Raw genomic sequence first — 26,913 nt, forward strand, 5'->3', positions numbered from 1 at the left:
CCATGTCGAAATTTTTTATCGACCGTCCCATTTTCGCCTGGGTGATTGCCCTGGTGATCATGCTGGTCGGGGCACTGTCGATCCTTAAGTTGCCCATCAACCAGTACCCGGCGATTGCGCCGACCGCCATTGATATCCAGGTGACCTACCCAGGTGCATCCGCACAAACCGTGCAGGACACCGTGGTGCAGGTGATCGAACAACAGCTCAACGGTATCGACAACCTGCGTTATGTGTCATCGGACAGTAACTCCGACGGCAGCATGACCATCACCGTGACGTTCAACCAGGGTACCAACCCGGACATCGCCCAGGTCCAAGTTCAGAACAAGCTGAACCTGGCGACCCCGCTGCTGCCGCAAGAAGTGCAGCAGCAGGGTATCCGCGTGACCAAGTCGGTGAAGAACTTCCTGATGGTGATCGGTCTGGTGTCGGAAGACGGCAGCATGACCAAGGACGACCTGTCCAACTACATCGTGTCCAACATCCAGGACCCGATTTCCCGTACTGCGGGTGTAGGTGACTTCCAGGTATTCGGTTCGCAGTACGCCATGCGTATCTGGCTCGATCCGGCCAAGCTGAACAACTATCAGTTGACCCCGGTAGACGTCAGCACCGCGATCTCGGCACAGAACGTACAAGTGGCCACCGGCCAATTGGGCGGCCTGCCTGCCCTGCCCGGCACCCAATTGAACGCGACCATCATCGGTAAGACCCGCCTGCAGACCACTGAGCAGTTCGGCAATATCCTGATGAAGGTCAACACCGACGGTTCACAGGTTCGCTTGAAGGACGTCGCGCGTATCGAGCTGGGCGGCCAGACCTACAGCATCAGCGCGCAGTTCAACGGCAACCCGGCGTCCGGTATGGCGATCAAGCTGGCCTCCGGCGCCAACGCCCTGGACACTGCCAAGGCCATCCGTGCCACGGTCGCGTCCCTGGAACCGTTCTTCCCGCCAGGCATGAAGGCGGTGGTGCCGTATGACACCACTCCAGTGGTGACCGAATCGATTTCCGGTGTGGTACACACCCTGGTCGAGGCGATCGTGCTGGTGTTCCTGGTGATGTTCCTGTTCCTGCAGAACTTCCGCGCCACCATCATCACCACCATGACTGTACCGGTGGTATTGCTGGGTACCTTCGGGATCCTGGCCGCGTTCGGCTTCACCATCAACACCCTGACCATGTTCGGCATGATCCTGGCCATCGGCTTGCTGGTGGACGACGCCATCGTCGTGGTGGAAAACGTCGAGCGGGTGATGGCCGAGGAGCACCTGTCGCCGAAAGAGGCGACGGTCAAGTCCATGGGCCAGATCCAGGGCGCCCTGGTGGGTATTGCCCTGGTGCTGTCGGCGGTACTGTTGCCGATGGCATTCTTCGGCGGCTCCACCGGTGTGATCTACAAACAGTTCTCCATCACCATCGTTTCGGCCATGGCGTTGTCGGTACTGGTTGCGCTGATCTTCACCCCGGCCTTGTGCGCCACCATGCTCAAGCCGATCGACCCCGAGACGCACGGCCAACCCAAGCGTGGTTTCTTCGGCTGGTTCAACCGCACCTTCGACCGTAGCGTACTGAGCTACGAGCGCGGCGTGGGGAACATGATCAGGCACAAGATTCCGGCGTTCCTCGTTTACGTGCTGATCTTTGCCGGCATGATCTGGTTGTTCATGCGGATCCCGGCAGCGTTCCTGCCCGACGAAGACCAGGGCGTGATCTTTGCCCAGGTGCAGACGCCGGTCGGCTCAACGGCCGAGCGCACGCAGAAAGTCATCGACGACATGCGTATCTTCCTGCTCAACGACAAGGAAGGCGAACCCGGCGAAGGCAAGGGCGTGAAATCGGTCTTTACCGTGAACGGCTTCAACTTCGCGGGGCGTGGTCAAAGCTCGGGCCTGGCATTCGTGATGCTCAAACCGTGGGATGAGCGTGACGCGTCCACCTCGGTGTTCGAGATCGCCAAGCGCGCCCAAGGGTACTTCATGCGGACGTTCCAGGACGCCATGGTGTTTGCCATCGTGCCACCGTCTGTACTGGAGTTGGGTAACGCGACCGGTTTCGACGTGTTCCTGCAGGACCAGGGCGGCGTCGGCCATGACAAGTTGATGGCTGCGCGCAACCAGTTCCTGGGCATGGCCGCCCAGAGCAAGATCCTCGCCGGTGTGCGCCCCAACGGCGTGAACGATGAGCCGCAGTACGAGCTCACCGTCGACGACGAGAAGGCCAGTGCCCAGGGCATTACGCTGTCGAGCATCAACCAGACCCTGGCGATTGCCTTGGGTGGCAGCTACGTCAACGACTTCATCGACCGTGGTCGAGTGAAGAAGGTGTACGTGCAGGGTGAGGCCGCCAGCCGGATGTCCCCTGAAGACCTGAACAAATGGTTCGTGCGCAGCAGCTCCGGGAAGATGGTGCCGTTGTCGGCCATCGCTTCGGGCAAGTGGATCTTCGGTTCGCCGAAACTCTCGCGCTACAACGGTGTGGCGGCGATGGAAATCCTCGGTACCCCGGCACCGGGCTACAGTACCGGTGAAGCCATGGCCGAAGTCGAACGCATCGCCAAGCAACTGCCGGCGGGTGTCGGCTACGCCTGGACGGGCCTGTCGTATGAAGAACGCCTGTCCGGCTCCCAGGCACCTGCGCTGTACGCCCTGTCGCTGCTGGTGGTGTTCCTCTGCCTCGCGGCGCTGTACGAAAGCTGGTCGATCCCGATCGCGGTGGTACTCGTCGTGCCGCTGGGTGTGGTGGGTGCGTTGATCGCCACCAGCCTGCGTGGCTTGTCCAACGACGTGTTCTTCCAGGTGGGCTTGCTGGTGACGGTGGGCCTGGCGGCGAAGAACGCCATCCTGATCGTGGAATTCGCCAAAGAGCTTCACGAACAAGGCAAAGGCATTGTCGAGTCGGCGATCGAAGCGTCGCGCATGCGTCTGCGACCGATCATCATGACCTCCATGGCGTTCATCCTCGGCGTATTGCCGCTGGCGATCTCCTCGGGCGCCGGCTCAGGCAGCCAGCATGCGATCGGTACCGGCGTTATCGGCGGTATGATCACCGCCACGGTCCTGGCGATATTCTGGGTGCCCCTGTTCTTCGCAACCGTGTCCGCCATGGGCGAACGCAAAAAGACTGAACCCAAGCAAACTCCTAAAGAGGCTGGCCAATGAGCAAGTCGCTACTTTCCTTAGCCGTCACGGCATTCGTGCTCAGTGGCTGCTCGCTGATACCTGACTATCAGCGCCCCGAGGCGCCGGTGGCCGCGCAGTTCCCGCAGGGCCCGGCGTATTCGTCGGCCCAGGCTCCGAACCAGGCCGCCGCCGAACAGGGCTGGAAGCAGTTTTTCCATGACCCTGCCCTGCAACAGCTGATCCAGACCGCACTGGTGAACAACCGCGACCTGCGCGTCGCGGCCTTGAACATCGATGCCTACGCAGCGCAGTACAACATCCAGCGCGCCGACCTGTTCCCGGCCGTATCGGCCACTGGCAGCGGCAGCCGCCAGCGCGTACCGGCACGCTCGTCGCAAACCGGTAAAGCAGGCATCAGCAGTTCGTACTCGGCCACCCTGGGCATCAGCTCCTATGAGCTGGACCTGTTCGGCCGTGTCCGCAGCCTGAGCGAGGAAGCGCTGCAGAAATACTTCGCAACCGAAGAAGCGCGGCGCAGCACCCAGATCAGCCTGGTGGCCAGTGTGGCCACCGCCTACCTGACCTGGCAGGCCGACAAGGAATTGCTCAAGCTGACCCAGGAAACCCTGGGCGCATACGAGCAAAGCTACAAGCTGACCTCGCGCAGCAACGAAGTCGGCGTGTCCTCGGCCCTCGACCTGAGCCAAGCGCGCACCTCGGTGGAAAACGCCCGGGTGGCCCTGGCACGCTATACCCGCCAGGTGGCCCAGGACGAAAACAGCCTGACCCTGCTACTCGGCACCGGCCTGCCGGCGAATCTCGCCAGCAAGCCGCTGTCGGATAACCTACTCAGCGAAGTACCGGCCGGGTTGCCATCGGACCTGTTGCAGCGTCGCCCCGACATCCAGCAGGCCGAGTACAACCTCAAGGCGGCCAACGCCAACATCGGCGCCGCCCGTGCGGCGTTCTTCCCGAGCATCAGCCTGACAGCCAACGCCGGGACCCTGAGCCCGGACCTGGGCGGTCTGTTCAAAGGCGGCTCGGGCACCTGGTCGTTCGCCCCGCAGATCAACATCCCGATCTTCAACGCCGGCAGCCTGCGCGCCAGCCTGGACTACTCGAAGATCCAGAAAGAGATCAACGTGGCGAACTACGAGAAGGCCATCCAGACCGGCTTCCAGGAAGTTTCCGACGGCCTCGCCGCGCGTGAGACCTACAAGGAGCAGTTGGAGGCCCAGCGTGGTTTCGTCGCCGCCAACCAGGATTACTACCGCCTGGCCGAGCGTCGCTACCGCATTGGTGTCGACAGCAACCTGACGTTCCTCGACGCCCAGCGCCAGCTGTTCAGTGCCCAGCAATCGCTGATCACCGACCGCCTCGCGCAGTTGACCAGCGAGGTCAACCTGTACAAGGCCCTCGGCGGTGGCTGGAACGAACAGGCGGCGAATAACCAGCCGCTGAAAGAAGAAGCGCCAAAGATGAAGTTGTTCTGATCACACCGCTGTAGACAAAACCGCTTCCCTCACTGGAAGCGGTTAATGAGATGGTCACCCCCAACACCCTGTGAGGGCTACGCTTTCACGGGGTGTTTTGTTTTCGGAGGCCATCATCATGAGCGAGTCAGCACTGATCGGTATCGATCTCGGCAAACATACTTTCCACCTGCACGGCCAGGATAAGTCGGGCCGCGAGGTGTTTCGCAAAAAATGCTCACGGGCGCAGATGATGCAGTTTTTCGGCAATGTGCCGAGCTGTGTCGTGGTGATGGAGGCCTGTGCAGGGTCGCATTTTGTCGCTCGCCAACTGATGGCGATGGGACACACGGCCAAGCTGATTTCCCCGCAGTTCGTTAAGCCCTTCGTCAAGGGCAACAAAAATGACTTCGTCGACGCTGAGGCGATCTGTGAAGCCGCTTCCCGCCCATCCATGCGCTTCGTTACGCCTAAAACCGAATCCCAGCAAACCCTGTCTGTGCTGCATCGGATGCGCGAATCGTTGGTGCATGACCGCACCAAAACGGCTAATCAGATGCACGGTTTTCTGTTGGAGTTTGGAATCAGCCTGCCCAAGGGATTGGCCATCATGAAGCGTTTGGCGAGCGTTTTGGCCGAGCACGAATTACCCGTTCGTCTGACGGTCTTATTGCAGCGCCTGCACGATCACTTCGTCTATCTGGATGAGCAAATCAAAGCGCTGGATAAAGAACTGGCGGGCCAACTGGCCAACGATGATCTGGGCAGTCGTTTGCTGAGCATGCCGTGTGTCGGCCCGATCACCGCCAGCCTGCTGGCTGTGGAGATGGGCGATGGTAAACAGTACCGATGCGGTCGCGACTTTGCCGCCTCCGTTGGCTTAGTGCCCAGGCAGTACAGCACGGGCGGCAAGGCCAATCTGCTGGGGATCAGCAAGCGGGGTGACAAGCATCTGCGACAACTGTTGGTGCAGTGTTCCAGGGTCTATATGCAGAGGCTGGATCACCAGAAAGGCGCTCTGGCTGACTGGGTTAAAACCTTGCTCAGTCGACGACATTCAAATGTCGTGGCCTGTGCCCTGGCTAACAAACTGGCGCGTATCGCTTGGGCGATAGCCGCTCGCCATACGCAATATGAAGCAGGGCCAGACGCTTTGAACGCCTGACCCTGCAGTTGTTGCAGTACTACGATTCACCCTTCAGGTTTTGCGATAGCTGAACAACAGATGATGTGAACGGCACACCGGCCTGGCGAAGATCCTGACATAAAAATCGGCTTCAGAAGCCGACCGGTTTTTAAGGATTGTCAGGCGCGACTCTCATCGTGGCGCTGGGGCATACCCCAAACAGACGCCGGATAGATTTAAGCAAGCCAACCACACCACCCGTTGATCAGTATTGCAAAAATGGGGGTGACCATAGATTTTTATGCCTGGTCATCGGTGTTTGCTATGACCACAACGCTCTCCCGCCTTGCCTATCGCTCAACCTTTCAGGGTAAAATCAGTAACAGATTCTTACAGACCACAGAGGGAGCTTGTCGTAATGATCGTAGGAATCGACCTGGGGACCACCAACAGTCTTGCGGCAGTCTGGCGCGGCGATGCCGCCGAAATGGTGCCCAACGCCCTGGGCCAGTTGCTGACCCCAAGCGTGGTCGGGCTGGATGACCAAGGCCGCGTCCTGGTAGGCCAGGCCGCCAAAGAGCGCCTGCATACCCACCCGCACCTGACCACCTCGCTGTTCAAGCGCTACATGGGCAGCGCCACCGAAGTGCGCCTGGGCGACCGCTCGTTTCGCCCCGAAGAACTCTCGGCGCTGGTGCTCAAAAGCCTCAAGGAGGACATCGAGCGTACCTACGGCCAAACGGTCACCGACGCGGTGATCAGCGTGCCCGCCTACTTCAGCGACGGCCAACGCAAGGCCACGCGCATCGCCGGTGAATTGGCGGGGCTGACCGTTGAAAAACTGATCAACGAACCGACCGCCGCGGCCCTCGCCTACGGCCTGCATCAGCGTGATAAAGAAACCTCGTTCCTGGTTTTCGACCTCGGCGGCGGCACCTTTGACGTGTCGATCATCGAGCTGTTCGACGGGGTGATGGAAGTCCGCGCCAGCGCCGGCGACAACTTCCTCGGTGGCGAAGACTTCGACACCCTGTTGCTCGAACACTTTGTCGACAGCCAACGTAACGCCACGGGTTTCCCGCCCACCAGCACTGTGCTGCAAGCCCTGCGCCGCGAAGCCGAGCGCGTGCGCAAAGCCCTGGGCCAGGATGACAGTGCTGAATTCGCCCTGCGTGTCGACGGCCAGCAATGGGTGAAAACCATCACCCAACAGGAACTGGCCAAGCTCTACACGCCGCTGCTGGAGCGCCTGCGCGCGCCGATCGAACGCGCCCTGCGCGATGCGCGGATTCGGGTTGGCGACCTGGATGAAATCCTGCTGGTGGGCGGTACCACGCGCATGCCACTGGTACGTAAGCTTGCCGCAGGCCTGTTCGGGCGTTTCCCGTCCATCAGCCTCGATCCCGACCAGGTGGTGGCCCACGGCGCAGCGATCCAGGCCGCACTCAAGGCGCGCTCTGCCGCCCTCGAAGAAGTGGTGCTGACTGACGTTTGCCCCTACACCCTGGGCATCGAAACCTCGAACCAGTACGGCGGCCATATCGAAAGCGGCCATTACCTGCCGTTGATCGAACGCAACAGCAGCGTGCCGGTGAGCCGGGTCAAAAGCGTGGTCACCCTGCACGATGACCAGACCCGCGTGCTGCTGAAGATCTACCAGGGTGAAAGCCGCCTGGTCAAAGACAACATCGAGCTGGGCCAACTGGATATTCCCGTGCCCAAGCGCAAGGCCGGTGAAGTCTCCCTGGACGTGCGCTTCACCTACGACAACAACGGTTTGCTGGAAGCCCAGGTGAATATCCCGCTGACCGGCGAGCAACATTCGCTGGTGATCGAGAACAACCCCGGCGTGCTCAACCCGCAGGAGATCCAGCAACGCCTGCAAGCCCTGGCGCAATTGAAGGTCCACCCACGCGACCAGCAGGTCAACACCGTGCTCGTCGCCCGCCTCGAACGGCTCTACCAGGAAAACCTCGGCGAGCTGCGCGAACAGCTAGGGCATTGGGCGGCACAGTTCCAGCAGGTACTCGACACCCAGGACGAACGCCGCATCCGCGAAGCTCGCAGCGAACTGACCCGTCAACTTGAGCAACTCGACAACGGGTTCTGGCGCTGAGGGAACACCGATGGATTGCTGGACCGTACTGCAACTGCCAGATGACGCCGACGAGCGCAGCATCAAGCGCAGCTATGCGCGCTTGCTGAAAAGCTGCCGCCCGGACGACGACGCCCAAGGCTTCCAGCGCCTGCGCGAGGCCTATGAACACGCCCTGAGTGAAGCACGCTGGCGGGCTGATAACGAAGAGGAAGAACGCGTCCAGGCGCCCGTGGCCGAAGCGGTCTACGCAAACCTGAATGACCTGGCCGAACTGATGAACATCAGCCCCGTCAGCCCTGCGCCCTTCGAAGCCCACACACCGGACCCGGCCCAGGCACTGCTCGACGACCTCAACGCGCGTAACCTCGATGAACGCTGGGTCCAGGCTCGGCAACAGGGCTGCACCGATGCGTTCCAGGCCGGCCTGTTGCGCCATTGTTTCGAAGCACCGGGTGAACGCAGCGCCATCGCCGGTTGGGCCGCCCAACACCTGGAATGGCTGACGCCCTGGCAGCAAGTGGCGATGACGTCCTGGCAATACGAAGCGCTGACCGGCGAACTGCTGCAAGACTACCGCCGCACCTTGCTGGAACTGCTGGAGCAAAAGGCCGAGCGCGAGTTCATCACCCAGCTCAATCAATACACCAACCAACCCTGGCTGCGGGTGTTCGACCTGCAACAGCAGTGGCAGCGCATCGTCCTGCACCTGCTGCATGAAACCCAATGGAGCGTGCCGCTGTTCGAGCGGGTGTGCCAGGCATTCGGCTGGGACGACCAGAAAGGCGTGTACCCGGAACCGGCGTGGATATGGCGCGAATTGGTGTCGCGTTGCGAGCAGGAAAGTTTCTACGCCAACTTGCAAGACAAGGCCCAGGACACGCGGCGCACATCAGCCGATGCCCTGGCCGCGCGCCTGCTGCTGACGCCGATGTCCGCCACGCAACACAAACGCATGATCGATGGGTTTGGCGAAAACGAGTGGAACGCCTGCCAGCACCTGGCGCAAACACTGACCTGGCGCTATCCGCAACTGGTCGAGCGCCTGCCTCAAACAGATCTGTTCTTTTGGCGCAAATTCGTACCTCGGCCGATCTACACACAGGTGTTTATCCGGCTATGGGCCGTCTTCGCCCTGGGGCTTGGCCTGAGCATCGCCCACGATAAGCCAGACAGAATGGACGGGATGTCGCTGGTCATTTTCATGCTGATGGCGTTCGTGCCGGCGGCCGTTGGCTTTCGCGTCACCCAAATGTGGGCCGGGATGAGTTCAACCTATCGGGTTCTGGATGTGTGGCTGAGCCAGTACCTGATCCCCAAGCGAATCAACCCCAATGACTACTGGCTGGTCATTCGCCACGGCGTACCGCAGGCGATCATGCTGGTGGCCTGCGGCTTGATGCTCGGCGTGCTGGGCATGTTCACCTACGCGGGTATGGTCCTGATCAACCTGTTGCACAAGACGCGTATCGGTCAGATGAGCCAGAAATTCAGCGAAGGCTACCCGTGGCTGAACGGTTTGCACTGGGCCTTCTGGAGCCCCCTGCAAGTGGTATTCCTGGTGGTGATGGTGGCGCTGATCGTAGCTGCGCAACACTACCTGCCAGCGGTGCCTTGGACCCACTTCGACCTGCCCAAACGATAACCCGCAAATGCCGGGCCTCAGCGCCCGGCAACTTGCGTTCGATCATCGCCCAAAACCCGCCCTCCCCCGATTGAACCACCCCCGCACTGCCCCGCACCATGGCCGCCACCTGCATAACCCCAATAACAACAGGCCCAATGCCATGAGCACTTTTCACCCTCGCCAGCTATTGCTGGCCACCGCAGTCGCCAGCCTTGCGTTTCCCGTCGTCGCCGAAGAACACGGCTTTATGGAGGACGCCAGCGCCAACCTCAACCTGCGCAATTTCTTCATCAACCGTAACTTCACCAACCCGACCAAAGCCCAGGGCGGCGCGCAGGAGTGGACGCAAAGTTTCATCCTCGACGCCAAGTCCGGCTTCACTCAGGGCACCGTGGGTTTTGGCGTGGATGTACTGGGGCTGTACTCGCTCAAGCTTGATGGCGGGCGCGGCACTGGCGGTTCACAGTTATTGCCGCTGGACCATGACGGCCGCCCCGCCGACGATTTCGGGCGCCTGGGTGTGGCGTTCAAGGCGCGGATTTCGAAGACCGAACTGAAGGTCGGCGAATGGATGCCGACGCTGCCGATCCTGCGTGCCGATGATGGCCGCTCCCTGCCGCAAACCCTGCGCGGCGGGCAGATCACGTCGAAGGAAATCGACGGCCTGACCCTCTACGGCGGCCAGTTCCGCGCCAACAGCCCGCGGGACGACAGCAGCATGTCGGACATGTCGATGTTCGGCAAAGCCGCCTTCACCTCCGACCGCTTCAACTTCCAGGGCGGCGAATACACGTTCAACGACAAACGCACCCAGGTCGGCCTGTGGAATGCCCAGCTCAAAGACATCTACCGCCAGCAGTTCGTCAACCTGGTCCATAGCCAACCCGTGGGCGACTGGACCCTGGGCGCCAACCTCGGGTTCTTCTACGGCAAGGACGACGGCAGCGCCCGCGCAGGCGAGCTGGACAACAAAACCTGGTCCGGTCTGTTCTCGGCCAAGTACGGCGGCAACACCTTCTACGTCGGCCTGCAAAAACTCACCGGCAACAGCGCCTGGATGCGCGTCAACGGCACCAGCGGCGGCACTCTGGCCAACGACAGCTACAACTCCAGCTACGACAACGCCCAGGAGAAATCCTGGCAGGTGCGGCACGACTATAACTTTGCCGCCCTCGGCGTACCGGGCCTGACCTTGATGAACCGCTATATCAGCGGCAGCAACGTGCATACCGGCACCATCACCGACGGCAAGGAGTGGGGCCGCGAAAGCGAATTGGGCTACACGCTGCAGAGCGGCGCCCTGAAAGACCTCACGCTGCGCTGGCGCAATTCCAGCATCCGCCGCGACTTCAGCAACAATGAGTTCGATGAAAACCGTTTGATCGTCAGCTACCCGATCAGTCTGCTGTAAAGCCGTATTACACCTTGGCGGGAACGATTTGCTGCGGGTGGTCACTGTTAAGCGCCAGGGCTGATACCTGGTGCTTAAACAAGGACCACACATGGATGTTTTCAACGGTAGTACCCGCCTTCTCCCACGCCTCCTCAATGGCGTACCGCCCTTACCTGCAGTGCGCCCAGTAGCAACGTTCGACACTGGTCACTACGGGCTGGCCAAACCTGCCCATTTGCAGTTCCTCCCAGGCACGTCGATCCAGACCTATCTGCACCCGTTCCTGAATGACGGCAATCTAAAAGCCAGCGGACAGTCGATATGGGAGCGCGGCTATTCCTTCAGCCTGAACAACAGCCTGCTCCTGGAAACCGGCAACAACGCGGACCAGGTCCACATCAGCCAGGCTTCCGACGATCAGTTGAACATTCGCCTCAATGGCCGGTTGTATCGTTTTGCCAGCCACGATAACGATGGCAAACCGCTGACCCTGTACCTGAAGACCCACGGCGGCAATGACCACGTACACATTGACGCCAACGTCATGCAGCCCATCGTGATTGAAGCGGGGGACGGCAATGACCGAATCCAGGCCGGCGGTGGTGACACCCGTGTAGTCGGCGGCAACGGTAACGACGTCGTGCGCCTTGGCAGCGGCCTTGGCTACGCCGAGGGCAATGACGGTGACGACCTGCTCATGGGCGGCAGCGGCGACAGCGTGCTCTATGGCAACAACGGCAATGACCGCCTCTATGCGGGCGCGGGATCGCGCCGAAAAGCCAGCTATCTGGATGGCGGCAACGGCAATGACCGGCTGTACGCCGGCTCCGGCCACACGGTGTTGCATGGCGGCACCGGGCACGATCGCTTGATCGGCCACGACCGAAGCACCTTCTACACCGGCGACGGTTATGACACCGTCATCGCCAATCGACCGGGCGACCGGATCTACGCCCAGCCCGGCGATTCGATCAACCACCTCAATGGCTCGCTATTGATCGCCGTGCCTGCCCACCCCGGCCCAATCAAGGGGTTTGCAATCAAGGGATCTGCCGCGTTCATCCAACGGGTCGAAGACGATTTGGCGCTGTTACGCCACTCTCCCCAAGGCCAGCAGATGCTCGCAGAGATGGACGCGGCTGCCGATCGCAACGGCGCCCCGGTAACGATTGTGGAAGATCGGCAGGAGAACGGCAGCGGGTACATCTACGGCAGCCAGGAACTCCAGGCCCTGCTGCAGGACGAACGTGCGCCGGTAGTCGGCGACGATCCCAAGTGGGGGTTCATGGTCGACGGAGTACCAGGGTCTCGGGCTGACCGCGCGCACATTGAATACAACCGGTCCCAACTGAACCCCTCGGCGGGCACGACTCACCCGCCCATCATCGGGCTCTACCACGAAATGGCTCACGCCTATAACGCCGCCAACGGCACCGCCTTCACGGGTTCCACGCAGGAAGTATTCGAGGGGCAGGCGCACGAAGTGCCTAACAGTGAACGCCAGGCCGTCGGCCTTGAGAGCAGCGCAGCCGCCTTTGATTTTGACAACGATCCTGCCACGCCGGCCATCACCACCAACCCCAAGCCCTTCACTGAAAACGCTTTGAACGAGGAAATGGGTAGGCCACTGCGAGCGCAATACGTAGGTTAAACCAGATCGCGTTTGTCAGCCTTTAACCCCACGTCGAGCATCTTGCGGTATCGTGCGCGCCTGCCGCTGCTGACCCATCCAGCAGCGGGTTTTATTCGAGCCTGCGCACCCATGAAATCTTTCGCCATCGCATCCGCCTTGCTCGCTCTGGCCTTGAGCCTCAGCGGCTGCATCAGCGCGCCCATCGCGCTGACGCCACAGACCGAACAACGCCTGCAGGCCCAGGCGCCGATCCGTTTCCTGCTGACGTTTGATGACGGTCCCAGCGCCTCGGGGTACAACAACCCGACCCGCTCGGTGATGGCCGACCTGGCAAACAACCCGGTATTGCCGGGCATCAAGGCGGTGTTCTTTCTGCAGACCGAAGCCTCGCGCTCCGGCGGCAGTTCACGGGGCCGCAAGACCATGGAACGTGAGTTCGCGGCCGGGCATGTGCTGGCGTTCCACACGGCCACGGCCTTTCATACCAACCATCGCTGGTTGAGCGACGCCGAGCTTGAACGCACCCTCAGCCAGGGCGCTGCGGATATCGCCGCGATCACCGGCGTGTCGCCGACGCTGGTGCGCCCGCCCTTCTGGAACTACGACCGGCGCACCTTCGCCGCCTACCAGCGCCACGGCATGAAGGTGTTGTTGACCGACCTGAGCGCCAACGACGGCAAGATCTGGGGCTTCAACGCCAGCCCGCGCCGCCGCGAAAACCTGATCCGCCAGCTGTCGGTGGTGCGCGAGCGCATCGCCTTGGGGGAATTGCCGACAGTCGACGGCGTGATACCGGTGGTGGTGACCTTCCACGACATCAACCGCTACACCGCACGGCATCTGCAAGAGTACCTGCAGATCCTGATGGACAGCGCCCGGATCGACGGCCTGAAGACCGCCGCCGAGCCGTTCTACACCGCTCACGCAGCACTGGAGCGGGCGGCATTGGCGCGTACCGTGAAGCAAGCGAGTGAAGAAGTGCATCTGCCCGGGGTGTGGAATTGGGTGTGGGACGCCGATTCCAAGTGATGTGCGTTATCGGGCGGTGCATTGTCTTTTTTCATGCATGCTGTAATGAAGTAGTTATCGTCATGCGGGAACCCCTCCAACTTTTTCACCACTGATCGGCGGTAAGTCACCGACGTTCACAAGAAAGAGTATTGACGATGCAAACCTCTTCCGTTGCGCCTAAAGCGCCCGAACCTAATGCCCTCCCCGGCGGATCGCCAGCTCCAGGCGCCACTGCACTCATAAACAGCCCTCCCCCCCAGACCAGCAAGATTGTCAGTGACAAAAATGTCGATATCACACTGACAACCACGTCGTATCAGGGGGAAAGCGGGAAAAAAAATGTGACGATTCTAAAAATCGATACTGCCGATGGCGCGGACGACATTCACATCAGCAAAGGCGAACGCGGCCAACTCAATGCCGTGATAAATGGCAAAAGTTATTTACTGCCCGCTGCTAACAGCGATGCGACAGCGATAGCCATCAGGGCGAACAAAGGTGACGACACCGTTCGTATTGATCCTGATGTGATGGCTTACACCCTAATCCATGGAGGTGAAGGTAACGATCATATACAGACCGGGGGTGGTAAAAGCCAAGTTTACGGCGGCGCAGGTAATGACATCATCCAACTGGGCAGCGCAAGCAGTTACGCCGGCGGTGACGACGGCGATGACACCATGATGGGCGGCACAGGCAATCACACCATGTACGGCGGGAACGGCAACGACCGCATGTACGCGGGTTACGGTCCTGACAGCAAAACCAGCTACATGGACGGAGGAAACGATGACGACCTGATGCACGGCGGAAGCGGCCACAACATCATGCACGGCGGCAAAGGCGATGATCAGATAAACGCTTATGGCCGAAGCCATATCTACACGGGTAGAGGTCAAGACAGCGTCTATTCCAACTCAAGCGACGACGTTGTGTACGGTAAACGCAGCGATCACCTGGGATTGCCATTCGGATTCAAGTTTATCGAGACCGTGCCATTGCCCGAAAATGCAGGGCGCAAGGCGATTGATATCGAAGGTTCCCCGGCATTCAAGCAACGGGTTGAGGATGACCTGGAGTTTTACCGAGGCTCTCCCAACAGCCAGCACATGTTGAATGAACTGGACGCCGCCGCAGAGCGCAGCGGAGCCAAAGTCACGATAATGCAAGATATCACTGATGCTCACATCGTCGTGCCGCCGGAGGGCGTTCCCCTGGAAGAATGGCAGGACCCCACGATCATCCACGATGGGGTCCGTGGCGCGGGCACGACAGAATCGTTTGTGACCTATAACCCGGTCACCCCCAGAGAAGCCTCGGACGAGTCGCGTGTGTTTCTGCCGACCACCACGACCCTGTACCACGAACTGGGTCACGCTTATAACGCAGCCACAGGCAGCACACTTCTCGGCAATACGGAAATTATCCGCCCGGACGGCACACGCACCCAGGAGCCCAATGATGAACGCCAGGTCGTCGGCCTGGAAACTGCCAGTCCGCCCTTCGACTTTGACAACGACCCCGCAACCGCGCCAACCACGTCAAATCCTTACCCACTGACCGAAAACGCGTTACGAGAAGAAATGGGCCTGCCCCTGCGAAAAAGCTACGGCTCCCTGTGAGTCGAGCTGACCGCTCAGCCCCGTGACGGTCAGCGACCGCTCCTCGACAACCTGTTGCCTCTCGCCAGGAGTGCAGTGCCGAGTCGCACTAAGCGCGCGACTCGACCCCCAATTCATCCCACACCGATTCGGCCAGATGAAACGTCGCATTCGCCGCCGGAATCCCGCAGTAGATCGCGCTTTGCATCAGCACTTCCTTGATCTCGGCACGGGTCACGCCATTGCTGGCGGCGGCGCGCAGGTGCAGTTTGAGTTCTTCGCCGCGGTTCATGCCGATCAGCATGGCGATGGTGATCAAACTGCGGGTGTGCCTGGGCAGGCCGGGGCGGGTCCAGATATCGCCCCAGGCGTGGCGGGTGATCATGTCCTGGAATTCGCTGTTGAACTCGGTCAAGGCATTCAGGCTGCGGTCGACATGCGCGTCGCCCAGCACTTCGCGGCGCACTTGCAGGCCGTCGGCGTAACGTTGTTTCTCGTCCACAAAAGACTCCTCAGCGGGCCAGCAGAAATTGAATGACCCGGTCGCTGAACGCGGCACCGGCTTGCACGTTGGACAGGTGGGCGGCGTAGAACTCGGCGTACTCGGCCCCCTGTACCTGGCGCTGGATAAAGTGGCTGCCGGCGGGCGGTGTGACCGCGTCTTCAGTGCCGGCGATCACCAGGGTCGGCACGTGGATCGCCGACAGTTGCTCGCTAAAGTCTGCATCGCGCACCGCTGCGCAATTGGCGGCGTAGCCCTGGGGCGAGGTGGCCGCGAGCATGTCGGTAATGCGCTTGGCCTGCTGCGGGTTGGCCGCCGCGAAATCGGCGGTGAACCAGCGCGCAATCGACGCGTCGCGCAGCGCCACCATCGCGGCCGCACCGTCGCGCAGGACCATCTCGATACGCGGGTTCCACACGTCTGATGTACCGATCTTGGCCGCAGTGTTGCACACCACCAGGCGCTGCAAACGATCCCCCGCGTGAATCCCCAGCCATTGGCCGATCAGCCCGCCCATGGACAGCCCGCAGAAATGCGCGCGCGGGATGTCCAGCGCGTCCAGCAGCGCAATCACGTCACGGCCGAGTTGTTCGATGCTGTAGGGGCCTTCGGTCACCAGGGATTGGCCGTGGCCACGGGTATCGAAGCGCAGCACGCGAAAGTGCTCGGCAAAGGCCGGGACCTGGGTGTCCCACATATTCAGGTCGGTGCCCAGCGAATTGGACAGCACCAGCACCGGTGCATCGATGGGGCCATCCAGTTGGTAATGCAGTTCGCCCTCGGCGAGTTGTACAAAAGCCACAGCAATCTCCTCAGGCAGTCAGTGCAAAGTGTTCGGTTACAGCGCGGCTGACCCAGGTTTGGGCCTGGCCCAGGTAGTGCGCCGGGTCGAGCAGGCGGTCCAGGTCTGTCGCCGACAACTCGGCGGTAATGAGCGGCTCATCGGCGAGGACGGCGCGCAGATGGCGTTGTTCGGCCACCGCGCGTTTGCAGCACTGCTCCAGCAGGTGGTGCGCGGTGTCGCGGCCCAGGCGCTGCGCGAGCACGATGCTGACGGCTTCGGCCAGCACCAGGCCCTGGGTCAGGTCGAGGTTGCGCGCCATGCGCTCGGGGTCGACTTCCAGTCCTGCGCTCACCAGCAGCGCCTGTTGCAATGCGCCAGAGACCAAGCGGCAAATCTCCGGCAGGGTTTCCCATTCGGCATGCCACAGGCCCAGGCTGCGTTCGTGTTCCTGGGGCATGGCGCTGAACAGCGTCGCTACCAGGCCGGGCACGCGGGTCGCGGCGCTGATCAGCACGGCGGCGCCCACCGGGTTGCGTTTGTGCGGCATGGTCGACGAGCCGCCTTTGCCGGGCGCCGCCGGCTCGAATACTTCCGCCGCCTCGGTCTGCATCAGCAGGCTGATATCGCGGCCCAGCTTGCCAAGGCTGCCGGCGATCAGACCCAACACGCTGGCGAACTCCACCAGGCGATCACGCTGGGTATGCCAGGGTTGCTCGGGCAACGTCAGTTGCAACTGCGCCGCCAACGCTTGGGCAACGGGCATTGCCTGTTCGCCAAGCGCGGCCAGCGTGCCGGAAGCGCCGCCGAATTGCAGCACCAGCAAGCGCGGTTTCAGCTCGATCAAGCGCTGGCGGCTGCGGGTCACCGCGCCCAACCAACCGGCGATTTTCATGCCCAGGGTGACCGGCGTGGCATGCTGCAACCACGTCCGCCCGGCCAACGGTACAGCCGCATACCGCTGGGCCTGGGCTGCCAGAATATCGCCGAGGCGAGCCAGGTCGGCTTCGATCAACGCCAGCGCGCGCCGCAGTTGCAGGACCAGGCCGGTGTCCATCACATCCTGGCTGGTCGCGCCCAAATGCACATAGCGTTCGGCACTCGGGTCTTCACCGGCCACCCACTTGCCCAGCGCCTTCACCAGCGGAATCGCCGAATTGCCCGCCGAGGCAATCGCCACACCGAGGGCGTCGACGTCATACAGCGACGCCAGGCAGGCCTGGGCAATCGGCGCGACGGCCGCCTGCGGGATCAACCCGACCTGGGCCTCGGCCCGTGCCAGTGCGGCTTCGAAATCCAGCATGCCCTGCAGGCGCCCCTGGTCGCAGAACACCTCGGCCATGCTCTCAGCGCAGAAGTAAGCGTCGAACAGTTGGTTGCTCGTGCGCAGCGTCATACCGCCTCCTTTATAAATCGTGATGCAGGTACGCCGCCTGTTTCGGCAGGCGCAGGCTGAACAGGAAAGCCACCGCCATCATGCCGGTGACGTACCAATAAAAGGTGTTCTCCATGCCCAAGGATTTCAAACCCAAGGCCACGTATTCCGCCGAGCCGCCGAAGATTGCGTTGGCCACCGCATAAGCCAGGCCCACACCCAGGGCGCGCACCTGGGGCGGGAACATTTCCGCTTTCACCAGGCCGCTGATGGAGGTGTAGAAACTGACAATGGCCAACGCCAGCGTGATCAGCACAAACGCCAGGAACGGACTGCTGACGGTTTTCAGGCTGAGCAGGATCGGCATCGTAAACAAGGTGCCCAGCGCGCCGAACCACAGCATCGAATTACGGCGACCGATCTTGTCGGCCAGCATGCCGAACAGCGGCTGCATGCACATATAAAGGAACAGCGCGCCGGTCATGATGTAGCTGGCGGTCTTGGCGTGCATTCCGGCGGTGTTCACCAGGTACTTCTGCATGTAGGTGGTGAACGTGTAGAAAATCAGCGAGCCACCGGCGGTATAGCCGAGCACGGTGATAAAGGCCGCTTTATGGTCACGGAACAGCGCGGCGATGCTGCCGGCGTCCTTGTCTTCGCGCATTTCCTTGCTGGTGGTTTCTTTCAGGCTGCGACGCAGCAGCAGGGAGATCACCGCCGCGATGGCGCCGATCACGAACGGAATCCGCCAGCCCCAGGCGCGCAGTTCGTCTTCGCTGAGGATCTGTTGCAGGACCACCACCACCGACACCGCCAGCAGTTGCCCGCCGATCAGGGTCACGTACTGGAAGGAGGCGAAGAACCCACGCTGGCCCTTGAGCGCCACTTCACTCATGTAGGTCGCGGTGGTGCCGTATTCGCCGCCCACCGACAAGCCCTGGAACAGCCGCGCCACCAGCAGCAAGGCCGGGGCCCAGGCGCCGATGTCTTTGTAGGTGGGCAAAAAGGCGATGACCAGGGAGCCGGCGCACATCATCAGCACCGAGATCATCATTGAGTTCTTGCGCCCGTGCTTGTCGGCTACCCGGCCGAACAGCCAGCCACCGATGGGGCGCATCAGGAAACCGGCGGCGAACACGCCGGCGGTGTTGAGCAGTTGCACCGTGGGGTCGTCCGAGGGGAAAAACGCCGGGGCGAAGTAAATGGCGCAGAAGGCGTAGACGTAGAAGTCGAACCATTCGACGAGGTTGCCGGAGGATGCCCCGACAATCGCAAAAATCCGTTTGCTGCGTTCTTCTCCGGTGTAGTGACTGGTTGTTGTTGTCATGTTTTTTTCACTCAGTGGGAACGGTTATAGCCTAGACACACTTTGCAACAACCATGTTCCGCTTGTAGACATTTACATAGGTGTTGCCTGAAATGGCCTCATCGGGGGCAAGCCCCCTCCCACACTTGAATGTATTCACACATCAAAGGTGGGAGTTGGCTTGCCCCCGATAGGTTCTCAAGCCAACTCAGTAATCAAAGAACACCGTTTCCTTATCCGTGCCCTGCAACACCACATCCCACTGATGCACACCGTCCGCATCCGGCGTGGCAATCAAGGTGGCGCGCCGCTCTGTGGGCACGCGCGCGAGCAACGGGTCATCCGCATTCAGCGCCTCACCGTCAAAATAAATCCGCGTGAGCAAGTGTTTCACCAGGCCACGGGCAAATACCAGCACCACCAGGTGCGGCGCCTGGGTCGTGCCCGCCAGCCCCGGCACGCTGCCCGGCTTGACGGTGGTAAAACGGAAGCGCCCTTCAGCATCCACCGGCACCCGGCCGAAGCCTTCGAAGTTCGGGTCCAGCGCTTTGTCCTGGTCGTCCTCCGGGTGGTCGTACTTGCCGGCGGCATTGGCCTGCCAGACTTCCAGCATGGCGTCGTTGACGACATCACCGTTGCCATCCACCACTTGCCCGCTGATCGCCACGCGTTCGCCAAGGGTCGCGGCGTTGGCCAGGGCTTCCCGGTTCAGCCAGGTCAGGCCGATGTGGTAATACGGCCCGACGGTGTGGGACGTGGTCGCGTAAAGGCTCATCTCATTTCTCCATCGGCGTGGCGTCGCGGCCGCGCAGGACGATGTCCCAGCGGTAGCCGAGGGCATAGGAAGGAATGGTTTTTTCCAGGTCGAACGTGGCGATCAGGCGTTGCTTGGCCGAGGTGTCCGGTACGCAGTTGTAGATCGGGTCGTACTCGAGCAGCGGGTCGCCGGGGAAATACATCTGCGTGACCAGGCGCGTCAGCACGCTCGGGCCGAACAGCGAAAAATGGATATGCGCCGGGCGCCACGCATTGTGGTGGTTGCCCCACGGGTAGGCGCCGGGCTTGATGGTCTGGAACTGGTACCAGCCCTCGGCGTCGGTGACGGTACGCCCGGTGCCGGTGAAGTTCGGGTCGAGCGGCGCGTCGTGCAGATCGCGCGCGTGGTTGTAGCGGCCGGCCGCGTTGGCCTGCCAGATCTCCACGAGGATGCCCGGTACCGGCAGACCGTTTTCATCGAGCACGCGCCCGTGAACGATGATGCGCTCGCCCTGCGGCTCGCCGTCGTGCTGCGCAGTCAGGTCGTTGTCCTTCTCGTTGATGCGCTCGGCGCCGATGGTCGGCCCGGTGATTTCCGACAGGGAATGGGGCAGGAACACCAACGGCTGGGACGGCGAACGCAGGTTCGTCGACTGGTAGGCCGGGTGCAGGTAATCAGGTTGAGTGCCCGCTTGCGGGCGCCGGTAACCGGGCTTGTCACTCATGGAGCGGTCCTCTCTTATTAGATGCGTTCAATCGCCAGCGCCAGGCCCTGGCCCACCCCGACACACATGGTCGCCAGACCTTTGCGGCCGCCGGTTTTTTCAAGTTGATGCAGAGCCGTCAGCACCAGTCGCGCACCGCTCATGCCCAGAGGATGGCCGAGGGCGATGGCGCCGCCGTTCGGGTTGACCTGGGGCGCATCGTCGGCGATGCCCAATTCACGCAACACCGCCAGGCCCTGGCTGGCGAAGGCCTCGTTGAGTTCGATCACATCGAAATCGGTGACGGCCAGGCCCAGGCGTTCCACCAGCTTGCGAACCGCCGGCACCGGGCCGATGCCCATCACCCGTGGCGCGACACCGGCGCTGGCCATGCCCAGCACTCGGGCACGGGCGGTCAGGCCATGTTTTTTCACGGCCTCGGCAGACGCAAGAATCAGCGCCGCCGCCCCGTCGTTCACACCCGACGCATTGCCGGCGGTGACGGTCTTGTCCGGGCCATTGACCGGTTTGAGCCGGGCCAGGGTTTCCAGGGTGGTGTCGGCCCGTGGATGCTCATCGTGTTCCACCACGGTTTCGCCTTTTTTATGGGCGACCCGCACCGGCACGATTTCTTCGGCGAAGAACCCGGCGGCCTGGGCGGCGGCGGTGCGTTGCTGGCTGCGCAGGGCGAAGGCGTCCTGGTCGGCGCGGGACACATGGTAGTCGTCGGCGACGTTATCGGCGGTCTGCGGCATCGCATCCACGCCGTACTGGGCCTTCATCAGCGGGTTGATGAAGCGCCAGCCGATGGTGGTGTCTTCGAGCTTCATGTTGCGCGAAAACGCCGTGTCAGCCTTGCCCATCACGAACGGCGCGCGGGACATCGACTCGACGCCGCCGGCAATCGCCAATTCCATTTCTCCGCTGGCAATCGCACGAAAGGCGGTGCCGATCGCGTCCATGCCCGAAGCGCACAAACGGTTGAGGGTCACGCCGGGAATGCTCGAAGGCAGGCCCGCCAGCAACAGCGCCATGCGCGCGACGTTGCGGTTGTCTTCACCGGCCTGGTTGGCGCAGCCGAGGAACACTTCATCGACGGCGTGCCAATCCACGCTAGGGTTGCGTTCGATCAGCGCCTTGATCGGCAGTGCCGCCAGGTCGTCGGCGCGCACCGTGGACAGGCCACCGCCGAAACGGCCGATGGGGGTACGAATTGCATCGCAGATAAATACGTCGCGCATCAGGCTTCTCCGGGTGCTTGGCCGTGGGCGGCCGCTGTGCGGGCTTCGAGATCACGCAGGGCGGTCAGCTCGACTGCCGTCGGTTCCGCGGTGGTGCTGACCTGATCGGCAAAGCGGATCGCCCAGCCGGTGGCCGCGACCACTTGCTCGCGGGTCACGCCGGGGTGCAGCGCGGTGACCACGAACTCATGGCTGCCCTCTTCCGGCTCCATGATGCACAGGTCGGTAATAATCCCGACAGGACCGGCGCCGGGCAGGCCCAGGCGCTTGCGTGAATCGCCGCCCTCGCCGTGGCCGACGGAGGTGATGAAGTCCAGCTTGTCGACAAACGAACGCGCCGACTGCTTGAGAATGATCAGCACGCTCTTGGCCGAGCCGGCAATCTCCGGCGCGCCACCGGCACCCGGCAGGCGCACTTTGGGCTGGTGATAATCGCCGACCACGGTGGTGTTGATATTGCCGAAACGGTCGACCTGGGCCGCGCCGAGAAAACCGACGTCGATGCGCCCGCCCTGCAGCCAGTAGCGAAAGATCTCACCGGTGGGGACGACAGTGTCGGCAGTCTCGGCCAACTCGCCGTCACCAATGGACAGCGGCAATACGCTGGGCTTGGCGCCAATCGGGCCGGACTCGTAGATCAGCACCACATCCGGCGAGGACGTCAGGCGCGCCAGGTTGGCCGCCTTGGACGGCAGGCCGATGCCGACAAAACACACCGAATCATTCTTCAGGCGGCGTGCAGCGGCGACGGTCATCATTTCATTGGTCGAGTAAGCCATTACTTGGCCTCCTGCGCGGCGGCCAGCTTGGCCTGGAATTCACTGAAATCGGCAGTGCCGTGGATGTATTCGTCGATCCAGGCGGTAAACGTCCCACGATCGCGAGCGATCGGGTCCCAGGCCTGGTAGAAACGGTTATCGCGTTGGTTATAGCCATGGGCATAGGACGGGTGCGCGCCACCAGGCACATGGCACACCGCCGTCAGCGCCCAGGTCGGCAGCACGCAGCTGTTCATCGGCGCGTTGAGGTCGTCGACGATTTCTTCGACGGTGACGATGCAACGCTTGGCGGCCAGCGCCGCTTCCTTCTGCACGCCAAGAATGCCCCAGAGCAGCACGTTGCCCTTGCGGTCGGCCTTTTGCGCATGGATCACGCTGACGTCCGGACGTACCGACGGCACCGCCGCCAGCACTTCGCCGGTGAATGGGCAGGTGACGGTCTTGATCAGCGGGTTGACCTTGGGCAGATCGGAACCGGCGTAGGCACGCAACACCGCGAACGGCAGGCCGGAAGCACCGGCGACGTAGGCATTGGCCAGGTCGGCGTGGCTGTGTTCCTCAATCTCCAGGGGTTGCGGCCAGTGTTTCTCGACCGCATCACGCAGGCGATGCAGGGAACCCACGCCAGGGTTGCCGCCCCAGGAAAAAATCAACTTGCGGGCGCAGCCGGCGCCGATCAACTGGTCGTAGATCAGGTCAGGCGTCATACGTACCAGCGTCAGGTCTTTCTTGCCCTGACGAATGATTTCATGACCCGCTGCCGTAGGGATCAGGTGGGTAAAGCCTTCCAGTGCGACAGTATCGCCGTCGTTCACGAATCGCTTCACCGCGTCACGCAGCGCAAGAATTTCAGCCATGGGTTCGGGCTCCCGGTGTGGATCGAAAAAGGCGCGAAGGTGGCGCCGAAGTACTTGAAGGTTAAGCCGGGGCAAAAAGCCAAACAATCCGATAATCGACACAGTGTTCGATTATCGAACCAATTGTTGTCTAGCTAATCTTTCTTGCGCCCACAGGAATTGCGCGTGTCTTCAGGTGGCGTCGGCATGGCTGACCATGCCTTTGATCACCACGGCGGCCGTGGCCAATGCGGCGGGGATCACCAGCGCGGTGAGCACCTGCTCGAAGTTCCAGCCCAGGCCCAGCAAGGTGGCGCCCATCCACGCGCCGAGGATCGCGCCGAAGCGGCCGATACCGAGCATCCATGACACGCCGGTGGCGCGGCCCTGGGTCGGGTAGAAGCGTGCGGCCAGGGACGGCATCGCCGATTGCGCACCGTTGACGCACATCCCGGCGACCAGCACCAAGGTCGCCAACACGGTGATATTGCCCAGGCTCTGCCCTACCGCGTAGGCAAATACCCCGGCCAGCAGGTAGAACGTGCCGATGACCTTGTGCGGGTTGAACCGGTCCATCGCCCAGCCCACCCCGACCGCACTCAACACGCCACCAAACTGGAATAGCGCACCGATGAACGCGGCCTGTTCCATGCTCGCGCCACTGTCGCGCATCAGCGTGGGCAGCCAACTGGTCAGCAGGTACACAATCACCAGGCCCATGAAGTAGGTGAGCCAGAGCAACAAGGTGCCGGCGCTGTAGGTGCCGGAGAAGATCACCGCGAATACGTTGCGCGCCTTCACGGTTTTTTGCTCGGGCACGCTGAAACCGCTGGCTTGGGCGACGATGCCGGGCTCGATGGGTGACAAGGCTTTGCGCACCTTGTCGGTGCCGCGGTTGCGCACCACCAGGTAGCGCGCCGATTCCGGCAGCCATCCCCACAACACCACCGCGAGGATCAACGGCAAAATACCGCCGATGAGCAGCAAGCTGTGCCAACCGAATGCCGGGATCAATTTGGCCGAGATAAACCCGCCACCGGCCATGCCCAGGTTGAAACCGCAGAACATGCTGGTCACCAGCAGCGATTTATGGCGTTCGGGGGTGTATTCGGACAGCAGCGTGGTGGCATTCGGCATACCGGCGCCCAACCCCAGCCCGGTGAGGAAGCGCAACACCAGCAACTGATCGACGTTGCTGCTGTAGGCCGAGGCCAGGCTGAAGGCGCCAAACACCAGCACCGCACTCACCAATACCACTTTGCGCCCGAAACGGTCCGCCAGCGGGCCGGAACCCAGGGCGCCGAATACCATGCCGATCAGCGCGGCGCTCATCACCGGGCCGAGGCTGGCGCGGTCAATGCCCCAGTCCTGGGACAGCGCGGGCGCGATGAAGCCCATGGCGGCGGTGTCGAGGCCATCGAGAAAGACAATCAGGAAACACAGGATCACCACACGCCACTGATAGCGTGACAGTGGCTGGGCGTTGATGAAGGACTGCACGTCCAGGGTGGTAGCGACAGAAGGTTGATTCATTATTGTTATTCCACACCGATGGCGGGCCAACGACCTGGGGTCGTCATTATTATTGGGCGGCGCTCAGAGCGCTGCCGCACAGTAATAACCCAGGGGAAACAACGTCAATTGATCGAACCGGGATCTGTGCGGTCACCGAACAGCTTAGGCAAACAGTTGCGCACTCAACTCACGGCTGGCGCTGAGCATGCTCGGCAGGAAGCGCTGCTCCAGTTCGCTGCGGCTGACACGACCGGCATGGGTACTCACGTTGAGCGCCGCCAGCACCTGGCCGGACGCGTCATACACCGGCACTGCGATGGAGCGCAGGCCTTGCTCCAACTCCTGATCGACGATGCACCAGCCCTGCTGGCGCACGTGTTGCAGACACTCGAACAAGGCTTCGGGCGTGGTAAGGGTGCGACTGGTCTTGGTTTGCAGGTCGGCGTGGTCGAGGTAGTCCTGCAGCGACGCATCGTCCAGCGCCGCCAGCAGGATGCGGCCCATGGAAGTGCAGTACGCCGGCAAGCGCCCGCCTACCGAGAGGTCCACGGAAATCAGGCGCTGCGTGGTGGCCGACCGGGCGATATAGAGGATGTCGTCGCCTTCCAGGGTGGCCATGTTGCAGGCTTCGTGAAGCTGCTCGCTCATGCGGTCCAGGTACGGTTGAGCGGAGACCGCCAGCGGCGTCGAGGACAGATAGGCATGCCCGAGGGTCAGCACCTTGGGCAACAGCGAATAGGTGCGCCCGTCAGTGGTGGCGTAGCCGAGCTTGATCAAGGTGTGCAGGCAACGGCGCACGGCGGCGCGGGGGATTTCGGTACGGTGGCTGATTTGGGCGATGGTCAAGTGACGCTTGCGTTCCTGGAACGCCTGCACCACGGCCAAGCCACGGGCCAGGGAGGTCATGAAGTCCGGATCACCGGTGAATGCCTGGATGCGTTTGGCCGGTGAAGCCACGATCGGCGGCGCCGCTGACGCGAAGGAGTTGCGCAATTGATCGTTCATTTCAAGGTCCTCTTTATTATTTTCAACCGCTGGCGCTTATCGGCAACCGCGAAGGTTGCTCGCTATTGAAAGCCGCCCCGACCGGGAGACACAAGGTTGAGCCAGCAACGTTGGGCGATTATCGGACGATCATGCGATTATCGCAATTTTGCCGGCGCGATCATAAAAACCGGATTGCATGACAGCATTGGGCTTACGCCGGCATTTATGCCGGCCACTTCCCAACCAAGACTGACGCGTGCATGTAACAAAAGCCTCACACAACGTTGACGCTTTTTAACTTTATGATGATAGTGTTATTAAAATGCGCCGCTATAATGCAACCTGTGCAGAGGTCAGCCCGATATCCATATCGGGATGGGAGCTCGCCCGGCATCGTATGTTGATTATGCTGCCGTTTATAAATACCGGTTCAAGGAAGTCACCGCTGGCAATTCGTCTAAAGTTGAAAGGTTCACCTGCTCAACTTAAAACATGCCGAGGGCAATGTTCGGGTGTAGCACTGCACGTTAATTAAACTCAACTCAAATTAGGTAACACTGTGACGAAAGATGAACTGCGCGCGGAACTTGAGCGCCAGGAGCAACGTTACAAGGACGTATACGGCGGGGAAGTCACCACCTACGCCGCTCAGCCTGAACCAGAGCGCAAGCCATGGCGCAAACGAGCGAGTCTGCTCGATCAGGCCTTTGCCCAGGAGATCCAAAAGATTGAACAGGAACTCAAAGCCGAAGAGCCATAAGCATCGAGGTTTGAGTCCAACGGGTTCTGCTGTCTCCGCCGGCTCACCGCCGGCGGAGGGCACCTCGCTCGTGGGTCAATTATTCAGCGTCCTGCTGCGACCAACGAAATTTCGTACAAATGTTTCAGAGATGACGTTTAGGTGACAAAAACCCACCTCTACGACGCCGCGCTTTGTAAATCAAAGACTTGCCGAGCCCCCGAAAACCCTGGGATGCGCGCTGCTGCCCGGCTTTTTTTCAATGAAGATTGTTACCGATGAGCAGCTAGTGCATCGATTACCGAGGTT

Annotated in this window: 21 protein-coding genes; 10 read left to right on the forward strand and 11 right to left on the reverse strand. The window is 61.5% G+C overall.

Going from position 1 to position 26,913, the window contains the following annotated elements:
• Positions 1-2 precede the first annotated feature (2 nt).
• The 9 genes from C5F70_RS17400 (at position 3) to C5F70_RS17440 (ending at position 15,104) form a co-directional block, all read left to right on the forward strand.
• On the forward strand, positions 3-3,164 hold the full coding sequence (locus C5F70_RS17400) for an efflux RND transporter permease subunit (RefSeq protein ID WP_017844833.1): 3,162 nt from the start codon (positions 3-5) through the stop codon (positions 3,162-3,164).
• Positions 3,161-4,618 carry an AdeC/AdeK/OprM family multidrug efflux complex outer membrane factor gene (adeC, locus tag C5F70_RS17405; protein WP_104903792.1) on the forward strand — a complete coding sequence of 486 codons (1,458 nt, stop codon included), beginning with the start codon at positions 3,161-3,163 and terminating at the stop codon, positions 4,616-4,618. Before C5F70_RS17400 ends, adeC begins: the two co-directional genes overlap by 4 nt.
• A 118-nt stretch (positions 4,619-4,736) precedes the next feature.
• Positions 4,737-5,762 (forward strand): IS110 family transposase, encoded by a 1,026-nt coding sequence (locus C5F70_RS17410; protein WP_079443074.1) that lies wholly within the window; start codon positions 4,737-4,739, stop codon positions 5,760-5,762.
• A 379-nt stretch (positions 5,763-6,141) separates the two neighbouring features.
• Complete coding sequence (locus tag C5F70_RS17415) at positions 6,142-7,839, forward strand: molecular chaperone HscC (protein WP_046384419.1); 1,698 nt, start codon at positions 6,142-6,144, stop codon at positions 7,837-7,839.
• A gap of 10 nt (positions 7,840-7,849) precedes the next feature.
• On the forward strand, positions 7,850-9,463 hold the full coding sequence (locus C5F70_RS17420) for a J domain-containing protein (RefSeq protein WP_046384420.1): 1,614 nt from the start codon (positions 7,850-7,852) through the stop codon (positions 9,461-9,463).
• 142 nt (positions 9,464-9,605) lie between these two features.
• A complete protein-coding gene (locus C5F70_RS17425; RefSeq protein ID WP_104903793.1) occupies positions 9,606-10,856 on the forward strand; it encodes an OprD family porin in 1,251 nt (416 codons plus the stop codon).
• A gap of 91 nt (positions 10,857-10,947) precedes the next feature.
• Complete coding sequence (locus C5F70_RS17430; RefSeq protein ID WP_256588294.1) at positions 10,948-12,489, forward strand: M91 family zinc metallopeptidase; 1,542 nt, start codon at positions 10,948-10,950, stop codon at positions 12,487-12,489.
• Positions 12,490-12,600: 111 nt separating this feature from the next.
• The gene (locus tag C5F70_RS17435; protein WP_017844826.1) at positions 12,601-13,500 is read left to right on the forward strand and encodes a polysaccharide deacetylase family protein; all 900 of its coding nucleotides are present in this window, start codon (positions 12,601-12,603) and stop codon (positions 13,498-13,500) included.
• Between the two features lie 137 nt (positions 13,501-13,637).
• Positions 13,638-15,104: a M91 family zinc metallopeptidase gene (locus C5F70_RS17440; RefSeq protein WP_104903794.1), complete on the forward strand. Its 1,467-nt coding sequence runs from the start codon at positions 13,638-13,640 to the stop codon at positions 15,102-15,104.
• Positions 15,105-15,192: 88 nt separating this feature from the next.
• Here the strand turns inward: C5F70_RS17440 and pcaC are convergent, their stop codons facing one another.
• The 11 genes from pcaC to pcaR form a co-directional block, all read right to left on the reverse strand.
• The gene (gene pcaC / locus C5F70_RS17445) at positions 15,193-15,585 is read right to left on the reverse strand and encodes a 4-carboxymuconolactone decarboxylase (RefSeq protein ID WP_017844824.1); all 393 of its coding nucleotides are present in this window, start codon (positions 15,583-15,585) and stop codon (positions 15,193-15,195) included.
• A 10-nt stretch (positions 15,586-15,595) separates the two neighbouring features.
• Complete coding sequence (gene pcaD, locus C5F70_RS17450; RefSeq protein WP_046384423.1) at positions 15,596-16,387, reverse strand: 3-oxoadipate enol-lactonase; 792 nt, start codon at positions 16,385-16,387, stop codon at positions 15,596-15,598.
• Positions 16,388-16,397: 10 nt separating this feature from the next.
• Positions 16,398-17,762, reverse strand: a complete 1,365-nt coding sequence (locus C5F70_RS17455; protein ID WP_104903795.1) for a 3-carboxy-cis,cis-muconate cycloisomerase — start codon at positions 17,760-17,762, stop codon at positions 16,398-16,400.
• Between the two features lie 10 nt (positions 17,763-17,772).
• The gene (locus C5F70_RS17460; protein ID WP_046490261.1) at positions 17,773-19,068 is read right to left on the reverse strand and encodes an MFS family transporter; all 1,296 of its coding nucleotides are present in this window, start codon (positions 19,066-19,068) and stop codon (positions 17,773-17,775) included.
• Between the two features lie 187 nt (positions 19,069-19,255).
• A complete protein-coding gene (pcaG, locus tag C5F70_RS17465) occupies positions 19,256-19,822 on the reverse strand; it encodes a protocatechuate 3,4-dioxygenase subunit alpha (protein WP_104903796.1) in 567 nt (188 codons plus the stop codon).
• A gap of 1 nt (position 19,823) precedes the next feature.
• Positions 19,824-20,528 carry a protocatechuate 3,4-dioxygenase subunit beta gene (gene pcaH / locus C5F70_RS17470; RefSeq protein ID WP_017844819.1) on the reverse strand — a complete coding sequence of 235 codons (705 nt, stop codon included), beginning with the start codon at positions 20,526-20,528 and terminating at the stop codon, positions 19,824-19,826.
• A 17-nt stretch (positions 20,529-20,545) separates the two neighbouring features.
• Complete coding sequence (gene pcaF / locus C5F70_RS17475; RefSeq protein ID WP_169850589.1) at positions 20,546-21,751, reverse strand: 3-oxoadipyl-CoA thiolase; 1,206 nt, start codon at positions 21,749-21,751, stop codon at positions 20,546-20,548.
• On the reverse strand, positions 21,748-22,527 hold the full coding sequence (locus C5F70_RS17480) for a CoA-transferase subunit beta (RefSeq protein ID WP_017844817.1): 780 nt from the start codon (positions 22,525-22,527) through the stop codon (positions 21,748-21,750). Before C5F70_RS17480 ends, pcaF begins: the two co-directional genes overlap by 4 nt.
• Positions 22,527-23,384 (reverse strand): CoA transferase subunit A, encoded by an 858-nt coding sequence (locus C5F70_RS17485; RefSeq protein WP_017844816.1) that lies wholly within the window; start codon positions 23,382-23,384, stop codon positions 22,527-22,529. The genes C5F70_RS17480 and C5F70_RS17485 overlap by 1 nt, the downstream gene beginning before the upstream one ends.
• Positions 23,385-23,555: 171 nt before the next feature.
• Positions 23,556-24,896, reverse strand: a complete 1,341-nt coding sequence (locus tag C5F70_RS17490) for an MFS transporter (RefSeq protein ID WP_102617391.1) — start codon at positions 24,894-24,896, stop codon at positions 23,556-23,558.
• Between the two features lie 144 nt (positions 24,897-25,040).
• Positions 25,041-25,883 carry a pca regulon transcriptional regulator PcaR gene (gene pcaR / locus C5F70_RS17495; protein WP_017844814.1) on the reverse strand — a complete coding sequence of 281 codons (843 nt, stop codon included), beginning with the start codon at positions 25,881-25,883 and terminating at the stop codon, positions 25,041-25,043.
• A gap of 541 nt (positions 25,884-26,424) precedes the next feature.
• Here pcaR and C5F70_RS17500 point away from each other — a divergent pair.
• Positions 26,425-26,625 (forward strand): hypothetical protein, encoded by a 201-nt coding sequence (locus tag C5F70_RS17500; protein ID WP_003172389.1) that lies wholly within the window; start codon positions 26,425-26,427, stop codon positions 26,623-26,625.
• The last annotated feature ends 288 nt before the right edge of the window (positions 26,626-26,913 follow it).

This window comes from Pseudomonas sp. LH1G9, assembly GCF_002949975.1.
GTDB lineage: Bacteria > Pseudomonadota > Gammaproteobacteria > Pseudomonadales > Pseudomonadaceae > Aquipseudomonas > Aquipseudomonas veronii.

Excerpts from the sequence above, each read along its gene's own strand:
- C5F70_RS17400 (WP_017844833.1), top strand. The coding sequence starts at position 3 with ATGTCGAAATTTTTTATCGACCGTCCCATTTTCGCCTGGGTGATTGCC.
- adeC (WP_104903792.1), top strand. The coding sequence starts at position 3,161 with ATGAGCAAGTCGCTACTTTCCTTAGCCGTCACGGCATTCGTGCTCAGT.
- C5F70_RS17410 (WP_079443074.1), top strand. The coding sequence starts at position 4,737 with ATGAGCGAGTCAGCACTGATCGGTATCGATCTCGGCAAACATACTTTC.
- C5F70_RS17415 (WP_046384419.1), top strand. The coding sequence starts at position 6,142 with ATGATCGTAGGAATCGACCTGGGGACCACCAACAGTCTTGCGGCAGTC.
- C5F70_RS17420 (WP_046384420.1), top strand. The coding sequence starts at position 7,850 with ATGGATTGCTGGACCGTACTGCAACTGCCAGATGACGCCGACGAGCGC.
- C5F70_RS17425 (WP_104903793.1), top strand. The coding sequence starts at position 9,606 with ATGAGCACTTTTCACCCTCGCCAGCTATTGCTGGCCACCGCAGTCGCC.
- C5F70_RS17430 (WP_256588294.1), top strand. The coding sequence starts at position 10,948 with ATGGATGTTTTCAACGGTAGTACCCGCCTTCTCCCACGCCTCCTCAAT.
- C5F70_RS17435 (WP_017844826.1), top strand. The coding sequence starts at position 12,601 with ATGAAATCTTTCGCCATCGCATCCGCCTTGCTCGCTCTGGCCTTGAGC.
- C5F70_RS17440 (WP_104903794.1), top strand. The coding sequence starts at position 13,638 with ATGCAAACCTCTTCCGTTGCGCCTAAAGCGCCCGAACCTAATGCCCTC.
- C5F70_RS17455 (WP_104903795.1), bottom strand. The coding sequence starts at position 17,762 with ATGACGCTGCGCACGAGCAACCAACTGTTCGACGCTTACTTCTGCGCT.
- C5F70_RS17460 (WP_046490261.1), bottom strand. The coding sequence starts at position 19,068 with ATGACAACAACAACCAGTCACTACACCGGAGAAGAACGCAGCAAACGG.
- pcaG (WP_104903796.1), bottom strand. The coding sequence starts at position 19,822 with ATGAGCCTTTACGCGACCACGTCCCACACCGTCGGGCCGTATTACCAC.
- pcaH (WP_017844819.1), bottom strand. The coding sequence starts at position 20,528 with ATGAGTGACAAGCCCGGTTACCGGCGCCCGCAAGCGGGCACTCAACCT.
- C5F70_RS17480 (WP_017844817.1), bottom strand. The coding sequence starts at position 22,527 with ATGGCTTACTCGACCAATGAAATGATGACCGTCGCCGCTGCACGCCGC.
- C5F70_RS17485 (WP_017844816.1), bottom strand. The coding sequence starts at position 23,384 with ATGGCTGAAATTCTTGCGCTGCGTGACGCGGTGAAGCGATTCGTGAAC.
- C5F70_RS17490 (WP_102617391.1), bottom strand. The coding sequence starts at position 24,896 with ATGAATCAACCTTCTGTCGCTACCACCCTGGACGTGCAGTCCTTCATC.
- pcaR (WP_017844814.1), bottom strand. The coding sequence starts at position 25,883 with ATGAACGATCAATTGCGCAACTCCTTCGCGTCAGCGGCGCCGCCGATC.